Source organism: Pedobacter psychrodurus, assembly GCF_004331735.1.
In the GTDB taxonomy this organism is placed as follows: domain Bacteria; phylum Bacteroidota; class Bacteroidia; order Sphingobacteriales; family Sphingobacteriaceae; genus Pedobacter; species Pedobacter psychrodurus.
The window spans coordinates 380540-391649 of record NZ_SJSO01000005.1; the positions used below are offsets into that span (position 1 = coordinate 380540).

At 39.5% G+C, this 11110-nt stretch carries 7 protein-coding genes; 1 reads left to right on the plus strand and 6 read right to left on the minus strand.

Annotated features, from left to right (window positions below; translation table 11 throughout):
- Nucleotides 1-124: 124 nt before the first annotated feature.
- From EZ456_RS08465 to EZ456_RS08480, 4 genes are all read right to left on the minus strand, one after another.
- A complete protein-coding gene (locus EZ456_RS08465; RefSeq protein ID WP_131529168.1) occupies nt 125-733 on the minus strand; it encodes a TMEM175 family protein in 609 nt (202 codons plus the stop codon).
- 104 nt (nt 734-837) lie between these two features.
- Nucleotides 838-1620, minus strand: a complete 783-nt coding sequence (locus EZ456_RS08470; protein ID WP_131529170.1) for a 3-keto-disaccharide hydrolase — start codon at nt 1618-1620, stop codon at nt 838-840.
- Between the two features lie 64 nt (nt 1621-1684).
- Nucleotides 1685-2002 carry a YgaP family membrane protein gene (locus EZ456_RS08475; RefSeq protein ID WP_131529172.1) on the minus strand — a complete coding sequence of 106 codons (318 nt, stop codon included), beginning with the start codon at nt 2000-2002 and terminating at the stop codon, nt 1685-1687.
- A 309-nt stretch (nt 2003-2311) separates the two neighbouring features.
- Nucleotides 2312-5203, minus strand: a complete 2892-nt coding sequence (locus EZ456_RS08480; protein ID WP_131529174.1) for a DEAD/DEAH box helicase — start codon at nt 5201-5203, stop codon at nt 2312-2314.
- A gap of 283 nt (nt 5204-5486) precedes the next feature.
- Here EZ456_RS08480 and EZ456_RS08485 point away from each other — a divergent pair, with 283 nt between their 5' ends.
- A complete protein-coding gene (locus EZ456_RS08485) occupies nt 5487-6497 on the plus strand; it encodes a PorP/SprF family type IX secretion system membrane protein (protein WP_131529176.1) in 1011 nt (336 codons plus the stop codon).
- On the opposite strand, the gene EZ456_RS08490 is transcribed toward EZ456_RS08485, so the two are convergent.
- Both EZ456_RS08490 and EZ456_RS08495 read right to left on the minus strand, forming a co-directional pair.
- Entirely contained in the window at nt 6494-10024 is a 3531-nt protein-coding gene (locus EZ456_RS08490) for a gliding motility-associated C-terminal domain-containing protein (RefSeq protein WP_131529178.1), read from the minus strand. The genes EZ456_RS08485 and EZ456_RS08490 overlap by 4 nt on opposite strands.
- A gap of 496 nt (nt 10025-10520) precedes the next feature.
- A partial coding sequence (locus tag EZ456_RS08495) for a transposase (protein WP_165501280.1) occupies nt 10521-11110 on the minus strand: 590 nt, incomplete at its 5' end.

Sequence of the window (11110 nt, forward strand, 5' to 3'; positions counted from 1 at the left end):
ATCTCGATGAAGGGATCGGGATGTTCACTTCAATCGGGGCTAGGTGGGCGGGGTTGTATTACTATTATCGGCTAAGTATGCCAAGAAATTAGTTTTTCATACAATTATAATCCCCGCACTAAGGCTAATGTCCGTTATTCCCCTCAATTAAACCTTGTTCGCGCATTGCATTTTCTATTCTTCTATCGGGGATAAACCAGATGCAGGCCACAGAGAAATAGAGTGCAACACCAATCCATGGGTTTATAAAACTTAGTGCAACGCCCCCGATATAAAAAAGCAATGAAAATTTCCCTTTTGCATCACTCCCAATGGCATGTACCACAAGCGAATGCTGACCCTCCGTTCTTTTGATTACGATTACCAACAGGGTGTAAGAAACAGCAGCAAGCAGGAGCACAGCACCGTAAACTACAACCGGCCATAACGCAAAATGATGCTCACCCATCCATCCGGCTGCTACGGGGAATAAAGAGAGCCAGAATAAAAAATTAAGATTTGCCCAAAGCATTGATCCGTTTACTTTTTTAACCGCATGCAGTAAATGGTGGTGATTGTTCCAGTAAATACCTACGTAGATAAAACTTAAAACATAGCTGATAAATTTTGGAATAAGTGGTTTTAAGCTGGCCAATGTATCGCCATGCTCGGGTACTTTAATCTCTAAAACCATAATGGTGATAATGATTGCAATTACCCCATCACTAAATGCTTCTAATCTGCCTTTGTTCATAAAATTCAACCCTAATAATCTGATGCAATTATCAGTCAAATTATCTTATAAAACAAAACCTGCAAACTTTTGGCCTGCAGGTTCCGTATTGTTGTTTTGTTGAATTATAATTCTCTTACCCAAATATTTCTGTAACTGATGGCTGGGCTTGGGTCGCCGTGATCTTGTAATTTAATTGAAGAAGGGCCATGTTTTTTATATTCAGGGGCGCCGATATACCTGGTTTCACCCTTTAATACAAATCCGTTTTGCAAAAGCACCCCATTTAAAAACACGGTAACAGTTGCTGGTTTTTGTACTGTTCCATCTTCGTTAAAACGTGGAGCATTCCAAATGATATCATAATATTGCCATTCGCCTGGTTTCTTGTTAGCATTAGCCAAAGGAACGGCTTGTTTATAAACGCTACCTGTTTGTCCGTTCACATAGGTTTTATTGTTGTATGCATCCATAATCTGGATTTCGTAACCATTATCACCACCTCCAGTTGAGGCTAAAAACACGCCACTGTTCCCACGTGCCTGACCTTCGCCCGATATGTTTTCAGGAATTTTCCATTCCATATGTAGCTGGTAATCGGTAAACTTTTTATTCGTTTCGATGTTTCCAGTCCCTTTTTTTACGGTGAAAAATCCATCGTCGATTGTCCATTCAGCTGGTTTTGATGGATCTTTAACCGAATGCCATGCATCTAAATTTCTACCACTAAAAAGAATGGTAGCATCAGATGGTGCATCTTGAGGCAATTTGCCTGGTGTAACAACCTTTGGAACAGGTTCCCAAACCTCGGTTGTTTTTGGGTCTTTGGCAGGATCTGGTTTTTTATCTTGTGCCATAGCTTGACCTGCAAAAAGTGCAGGAATAAATAATAGTGTATACTTGTTCATGATTGTGGTTTAACTTTTTAAAGTTAACCAGTTTATTAAGAAATGGAAATTGGTATTTAAAATTTTACCCCAAATCGTCAACAACATAGGTTTCGCTTATAATTACTTCGTCAGGGGCAATGTCTTCTCTGCGCTGTTCTGCCAAATCGCGCATTGGGCAATAACCCGTAACGCCGCGATACAGTAATCCTGCGCCAATTGCTGCTCCAGTTAGGCCAATTACAGGATGCGAAAAAATGCTGGTGATACCTTTAAAGAGCAAATATGTTCCTGCAGCGCCCGATAACCAACGCTCAGATTTTGAAACGTTTGTGAATAATTCTGGGTACTTCCAGGCTTCTTTAACGTTGTTTACAGCGGTATTAAAATCTTGATTTGTCATGATGGTAAAATTTATGTTCTACTGTATAACAAGTAAGGGGGAAATGAGTTTTGAAAGAAAATTAAATATAGGGACTACCACAGAGAAAAATTTCACCACCTAAGAAACCTAAGATCATTTAAGAGGATTTTATTGTTCGCATAATCGTCATTCTCGCGTATGCGGGAATCTTAAAGCTAATGTGTTGCATATTTATAATGCATTAAGATTCCCAATCAAGTTGGGAATGACGATATTTCGAGATATATCCAGCTTGCGACATGTTCATGAATGAACCAATGACTAATGAATCAATTGCCTATGTCGACTTTAATTTAATATATCCCTTATATCTTCTTTGCTCAATGATTTAAAGAAACTTTCTTCAGTTGTAATTAAAGAGTTTGCCAGCGATTTTTTACGGTTTTGTAAGGCCAATATTTTCTCTTCAACGGTATCTTTTGCAATAAATTTGTAAATGAAAACTTTTTTATCCTGACCGATACGGTGGGTTCTGTCGATCGCTTGTTGTTCTACCGCAGGGTTCCACCATGGATCGAGGATAAAAACATAATCGGCCTGGGTTAAGTTTAAACCCACACCACCAGCTTTTATCGAGATTAAGAAGACCTTCAGTTCGGTATTCTGCTGAAATTCGGAAACAATTTCGCCGCGGTTACGGGTTGAACCATCCAGATAAGCAAATGGAATATTTTCCGCTTCAAAATGTTTTTTGAAGATATCCAGGTGTTTTACAAACTGAGAAAATACTAAAACCTTATGCCCGCCTTTAAGTACGTTATCTAAAGTGTGGATTACGTTTTCAAACTTCCCCGAATCTGAAACATAGGCACCATCAATCATTACGGGGTGGTTGGCCAGCTGACGTAGGGCAGTTAATCCTTGTAAAAGCTGCACCTGTTTCTGGGCGAAAGTTCCATCGTCCATGCTTTGCAATAAGTCGTTGCGGTAGGCAGATTTTGTTTTCTCGTAATAAGCGGCCTGATCTTCGCTCATGTCGCAATAAATTACCTGCTCCGTTTTAGGGGGTAATTCTGCTGCTACTTGCTCTTTCGTTCTACGAAGCACAAATGGCTTAATAATCGATTGCAGTTTACGCGCTTTTTCTTCGTCTTTTTTCTTTTCTATTGCTTGTACATATTCTTCATAGAAAAATGCCTGTGTGCCCAGCAAACCAGGGTTTAAAAAAGTTAATTGCGACCATAAATCACTTACCGAATTTTCTACAGGCGTACCGCTCAGAATCAGTTTATGTTTCGATTTTAAGCTTCTAACGGCTTTGAATGATTTTGATGCCGGGTTTTTAATGTTCTGACTTTCATCGAGAATAATGTAGTTGAAATAAAAATTTTTCAGTTCATCTACATCCACTCTGGTTACACCGTAAGTGGTAATGATGATATCGTAATTGGCAAAATTGGCAACATCTTTATTTCGATTAGTGCCCGTATGTGCCAGTATTTTAAGCTTTGGTGTGAATTTTTTAGCCTCTGTTAACCAGTTATAAATTAAAGAGGTAGGCATGATGATGAGTGAGGTGGTTTGCGTTTCAAGCAATTGATCATCTTCCTTCACTTTTTGCAGCATGGCTAATGTTTGGATGGTTTTACCCAAACCCATATCATCGGCTAAACACCCGCCAAAATTGTATTCGCGTAAAAAGCTGAACCAGTTATAACCGGCTTTCTGGTAATCGCGTAAACTACCTTTAAAGTGAACGGGCATCTGCGTATCGGCGATATCTTCGAAATCTGATAATCGCTGTAACTTACGCTCGAGTGTAACGTTAGCTAGGCTATCTTCGGCCAAATCGTTGATTAGACCGATATGGTGTTTCTTTAATTTTAACGTTTTTCCAGCCTCTGCCAAACTGAATAAACTACCATATTGCGTAAACCATTTATCGGGAATAATGGCCACCTCGCCATCGGGCAATAAAAACTCACGCTTTTTGTGTAGAATATGTTGTTTTAGCGAAAGAAAAGGAATCTGGTATTTTCCGAACCATACCACGGCATGAATATCAAACCAATCGTTTCCTTCTTTAACTTCAAGATCTATTTTGCTGGCGCCTAAAACAAATTTTTTCTGCCCAGTGGCCTGTTCAATTTCGTATCCTGCTGCTTCTAAAAGTTCGATATGTTCATTTACCCAATTTATAGCCCCGTAACTTGGATTTTCGTCGGCAGAAGCTACTTCCAGGTTGCTGAATAAAGAACTCGTTTTTTTTAGTCCTAACGATAACAGCAAATTAAACTGTTTTTTCTCCCATTCTGCCGAACGTTTGATGCGGTGGAAAATATAGTTATCGGCAGTTTTTTCTAAACGTACAGTTACTTTGTGCGCATTCTCTACTGGGAAAGTATATTCGCCGTATTTAAAGTACAACTGAATCTGAGAAAGTCCGCCGTCTACATATAAAACTTTAATTACAGGTGTGGCTTCAAACTGTTCGGTTCTAATTTCGAAACCTTCGGCATACACATGGTGTTTTTCTATTAAAGGGGCAACAAACTTTTCAAAATAAGTGGCTTCAGTTGTTTTGGGTATGGCAATAAAACGTTTATTTAAAAAAGGCTGCAATTTTTTCCCTTCAATATCCTGATCAAAAAAGTACAATACATCATTAAGCAATAGCCATGCAGGTTTGTTGCTAATGATCTGCGCTTCTTTAAACATAAATTCGATGCGCAGATTCTGATATTTGATGGTCGGAAAATAACGTGTTTCAGTTTCATTCCGGCGGAAATGAAAAAGAATAGATGCGGGCTCATCGGCCAGTTCGATTTTGCGTTCTACCGGCCAGCCATCTTTGTCCATTACATAAAGCTCGTTTTTTACCTTTAAAAGCTCTAAAGCTTCGGCAAGTTTCTTCTCGATTTTAGGGCGGACATTTTCGTAAAATTTACTGTCGAAAATTTTGGTGAAAAACTCAGTTGGCCTGATTAGTTTTTTATAATATTTTTTAATCAGCGAGTCTTGCTCGATGTCATCTAAAATCTTGATCAGCTTATAATCAATATCACTTAAATAGGCGCTAAATTCTTCTGCGGTATGCGTAAAAACCCGTTGATAAGTAAAAGAAAAATCTCCTTGTGGATTGAGTTGAACAACGTGAGGTTCAATTAAATAGCCCAAGTACTCATGTTTGCACAAAGAGTACACCACTTTACAGGTTTTAGAACTATCGACACGTAACATTGATGGAGATAAAATTTTTTTCTAAGCTAAGCGCTTAAAAAACTTTAAACTTACAATATTTTGAGGTTACATCAAAAGAAGTAGTGGTTTTTGAGATAAAAATTATCGGTTTTATATCGAAATTTAAAAGAAGGGTTAATTAGTACGGTTGGCTAGAGGGCCTCTTTGAAGTTAATGAGCAGATAAATATTAAATACTTTATAATTGGCTACAACTTATTATCTTAGCCCTTGTATTGATATGCTTTTTTTATCAATCAATTAACGCATCACTAAAGGTCTAAATGAAATTTTTTTACGCGCTCTCTCTGCTTGCCTGCCTCTTTTTTTGTAGCTATGCACAAGAAATTCCCCGGAGCACCCAATATATTTTTAACAATATTCTACTGAACCCTGCACTATCGGGAATAGATAATTATACGGATTTAAAAATAGGTTTACGCAAACAGTGGAGCGGTTTAGAAGGTGCCCCAAGTACACAATATCTTTCTTTAAGCACTGCTATTGGCGAAGATTTTGTTCGGAGCAATGTAAACTCATTTGCCGGGAATGGAGATAATCCAATGAGCAGAAGTTTTGTAAACAGTTATACTGCGGCCGAACCTCACCATGGAATTGGCCTGGTGGCCATGACAGACAAAGCTGGTTTGGTTAGGCAAACAAATGTTAATTTAACCTATGCTTATCATCTAGGGATTACAAACGAAGTAAATTTATCAGTTGGTTTATCTGGCGGATTTAAATCAATTAGTGTTGATGTGCGTGGGATTATAGCTGACGAATCTGGCGATCCTTTATTCTCTGCCGATTACAACAATAAAATAAGACCGGATATTGGCGCAGGTATTTGGCTGTATAGTCCAAGATTTTTTGCCGGTGTTTCAGCAAAACAGCTCGTTGGAAATAAAAGCAGTATTGTAAATAATCAAGTTAAAACCAGTCCCTACCAAGCGGCTACTTTTTACGGAACGGCGGGCTATAAAATATTTCTGGATGAGGATATCGCAATGATTCCCTCAGGTTTGATTTCGTATTGGACCAACTCTCCAGCTACTTTCGATGCCAATTTGAAATTCGCCTATCAGGATAAATTCTGGGTGGGTACCAGTTTCAGAAACAATGATTCCTTTTCGCTTTTGGCCGGACTCAATATTGCTTCGTTGGTAAACCTGAGTTATTCTTATGATGTTAATACTTCAGGTTTACGCTCGGTAAACAATGGCACGCACGAAATTGTACTGGGTATTTTATTAAATAACCGTTATCAAGTGGTTTGCCCTAGCCGACAGTTTTAACGCAAAAGCGTTATACTACCGCCCAGTGGTTTACATTCGGCTCGCAAATCGATCACATAATAATAAACACCTGCTGGTAATTCCTTATCCCTAAACCTACCATCAAAAGGTTTGGTGTAGTTGCCGATTGATTCGTATACCAATTGGCCACCACGGGTATAAATTTTAATATTATTCCCTTTGAAATCCGGTAAGCCCCTCACTTGCCAAACATCGTTCATGCCATCGCCATTTGGGGTCATGGTATTGGTTACCTCGAGGTTATCGTGTGTTACCTCTACGTGCACTTTAGTGAACTCGCTGGTACAAGAACCTAATTTTCTCCTCACGAAGTAATCGGCTGTTTTGGCCACTTTAAATTTGAATATTCCGTTGGTGTTTTCTAAAAAGGGCTTGGTATCGTCAATTTTTTCAAAGAGCTGGTAAGTTCCTTCTTCTGGTGCAATTACAGGTAAAACGATATCAGAAACATAACAAACGCGTAAATCGTTGATGAGTGGAGCTATGATTTTAAAAGGTTCATCTACTACTGTATAGGCCTCGCTGATAGCATAACCACAAGATGTTTTGTCTTTAACCTCTAAGCGATAAGTGCCTGCGCCAACATTAATCAAATCTTGGGTATATTGAACGGCTTCACCAGCTTCATTTATCCATTTAAAATCGTAAGCTGGAATACCACCAATTACCTGTATGCCTTTAACAGAACCTCTCTGTAAGGTACAGCCATCTTTAATTACAGTTGCCGTATTCGATACGATGTTTAGTTTTGGCGTAATATTGATGGCATAAGGCCCTAAAATGGTTTCACAATTGTTCACATCATAAGCGAACATCCTGTAATTGCCTCCTGGCAAATTTTTAAGTTCAATAATGTTCCCTGTTTTGGTTGCTCCTGCAACTGTAGCTCCTGATTCATCTACCCATTTAAAGAATGTTGGAAGAATGGAACTGAAGTTTAGGTTAATACTTCCGTTAATCAACTCACAGGTAGTGTTGTTAACGGTTGGCGTAAAAGTATAAACAGTTGGCGTTAATGCATCCACCCTAAAAGTCCTGTCTAAAGTGCAGGTATATAGCGAATTGCTGGCTCTTAATGTATAAGTTCCTGGTGCTAGGTCAATCATTTTTATTGACATGCCAGGTGAGTACGTTCCTTTTTTGATGCTTTGTCCAGCTGGGCTTAACCACTCGTAGGTATCGGCATTGGTAATCGATACACCATCAATAACACCATTGTTAACACCGCATCTGGCCGGGGTTACTGTTCCGCCATTAATGGTAACATCACTATAAGTACCGATAAAGAAAGATGAGGAAACTGGCGAACATTGACCCTCATCAGAAACAGACAAGGTATAGTTGCCACCTCCAACATTTTCCAGGTCCAATGTATTCGACACAACATCAGTACCTAAAATCCCTGTGATCGGATCACGTTTAAACCATTTGTAGCTTAACGTACCTGTTGCATCTATAATAGTGATGCCGACAATGGATCCGTTTTCTTTACCACACGCTGCAGAAGTAGTTTTAGTTGGATTCCCAATTTTAGGTTGGGGTTTCCTTTTAACCGTAATCGGATCAGAATCTAACGTGCAGCTTGCCTCATCTGAGGCCTTTACGATGTAGGTACCTTCTGGCAAACTAGCTGGATTGCTTCTGCTTACCACGGCATTTGTTGCGGTATTTATCCATTCATATTTTAATACGCCCTTTCCCCTTAAAACCTCGGCAGTAAAGGTAAAAGAGGTTTGTCCGCATACAGGCGAGACTGGCAAAATAGTGGGTTTGGTTAACTTCTGATCTTTGATGATAAACACTGATGGGAATGCTTTGCAGCCATCATCAACAGTTACTTCGTAAGTGCCTACATCTAAATTGGAAATACTTTGTGTACTTCCTTTAGGTACACGGCTACCATCAGTTTCTATCTTTACCCAGTTAAAGGTAAAACCCTCACGCACCTCAGGTATCGTGATCGATCCGTTGGCATTACAGGTTACGGGTTCTACTATGGCTTCGTTTGGTAGTAATTCTGCTGTAGAAAAAGGGGAGGTGGTAGCATTTAATAAACTGGCTGTTGCAGTAACCATTCCGCTAAGGCTTCCGTTATATTCCCAACGGCCATCGCTACCAGCTTGTACGGTTGCGATGTAGGTTTTACCCTCACAGATACCCTGGCAGTTTACAGTATAAAATAATTCTACTTCTGAGTTGGGAGTAGCCTTACCTGAAACATAGTCACTTCTTTTTTTCAATACTTGAATGTAGGGTTGAAGGATAGATAATGTTTTTCCGATCCCAAATGTCTTGTTGCAAAAGAAACTGTTCCTTGTAATTTTTACAGGCTTTGAAGATACCGTTTCAACTCCGAAATTGTTGTTGGCAATTAAGTTTGCTTCGGCAGGTGTTGCGCCGCCGATAGTTCCTCCTGCACCCGATTCTATCCTAACGCCAATGCCATTACCCATTACAACTGTTCCGGCGGCATCGGTACCTATAGCGTTACCAGTTAAAATGAAGTCGGAATTGGTGATCGAAATGCCTGTAGTTCTATTTCCTCCGATAATGTTGTTGCGCACATAAAGTGCAGTATTGATGGCATTAACTTTTAAACCTGCAATTTCTAAAGCGGAAGAAGAAAGAAATATCGGTAGCTCATGAAAGTCTTTCTTGCCTGTATAATCAACCCCGATTTTATTATTGATCACGTTGACATCAAACCTTGCGTTAGTGGAGTACGATGATCGGGTGATATCTACATTAATCCGGTTTGCTGCAATCACGTTTCCTTCACCAGCATTATCACCACCAACATCTAGCGCGCTATCGTATAAATTGGCCGAAATACCAAAAACATTGGTGTTTGGCGTTATTCCATCATATATCACCCCGATTAAGTTCGATTGGATCTTAATTTTAGTTGCGGTGATGGTGGTAAAATAATAGCTATTCTGAATAATAATACCGTTAACGTTGCCTCCTATAACATTTCCTTTAGTTGGAGCACCAATTGTAATATTATTTGCACGATAATCGATTACAATTCCCGAGCCTTGAGCCATATTTACATTTTGTAAGTTATTGATGGTGGCAAAATTCCTTATGTACAAACCATAAACCTCAACCCCTGTAGTTTGGATCTGCGTGGTTGAAGACTGGCCAATTACCAGACCCGAAAATGTAGAATTAGGATATTCTGGCTCCAGAATTACCTTTGCTCCAGAAACACCAAGTGCTGGCCAGGCTGCCTGAGATGTGCCATCAATAACTACGTTTGACGAGACTATAGGTAGTGCTGAACGCAACCTGATGGTACGGTTAGCGTTGTCGCTAGGCGTACCCGGTAAATTAAAGTTAATGGTAAACGTAGTTATCCTATTGGCTATGGCTGCTTGTGTTAATGCTTCCCTCAATGTACCAGGTCCGCTATCGGCATTACTGGTTACTACGTAAGTTTGGGCGTAGCTATTACTAAAGAAAAATAAGCCAGCAAGGAGGGCTAGAAGTTTTGAGAAGCGCATAAAATTGTTTGGTGCAGCCAAAATACAAATAAACTATTTAGTGGCTAGCGTTTTAGTAAACAAACCTACATTATTTTTCTGAAAAATAGTTGCGCAGGCTTTTTAACCACCGAGTTAACAGAGGGAAGACACATAGGACATGGAGTTAGGGATTTCTATTGCATTAGTCTGAACAATCACTAACGCTGCCTCCACTAACGCGATCGTCATCCTGAACTTGTTCAGGATCTATCTCTGTTTTTAAAGATCCTTCACTGCGCTACCAGTGACAGATTCTAAAAATCGTTCGTCATTCCCGCGCAGGCGGGAATCTTAATGCAACCTACAAACCCTTACAAAGGCATTAAGATTCCCAATGGGGCTGACTAAAAAGGTATATTGCTAATTTGGTCAGCCTTCCTTTTTCTATAGCTATAGAAGCTATAGAATATCTTGCCGAACTTATTTTGTTGAATACCTTTTGATTGACTACACAAGAAATAGGGTTTAAAAAGGCTTACACAGCCGTTTTCTCTTGTTTGATCCGAAGTTTTCTAAGGTTATGCGCCATCGCAACCAGACTAAACTCTGTTTCCACTTTTTTTAATCCACGAAGATGGAATCTTCTAAACCCCATGTTATGTTTGATGTCGCCAAAGCAGCTTTCTATTTCAATGCTGCGCTGCTCGGTTAAGACATTTCCCATTTCGCTATTCAGATTTCCTCTGGCCTGATGTTTATAAGTATCCAGCTTCTCATTTACCTTGATCATCCTGTTCTCGCCTGTAGTAGATTTGCAGCATTGCTTATAAAAAGGACATTTCTTGCAGTCTTTACATTGGTACTCTTTAATTGCAGACTGGTAGCCGGTTCGTTTATGGGTTTGAAAATAGCTGGACTGTAAGGTAAGTTGTTTTTCATTCGGACAGGTATAACTGTCAGTACTTGCATCATAGCCGAAGTTATCTTTCAAAAAAGGATTCTGACGGTAGCTTTGCTTTTGTTCGGCCTGATAAGAGGGAAACTTAAGGTAGTTGTTTATCTGTTTGCTCTCCAGAAGTTCATAGTTCTGCTCTGTACCAAAGATGCTATCTGCAATGATGGCCC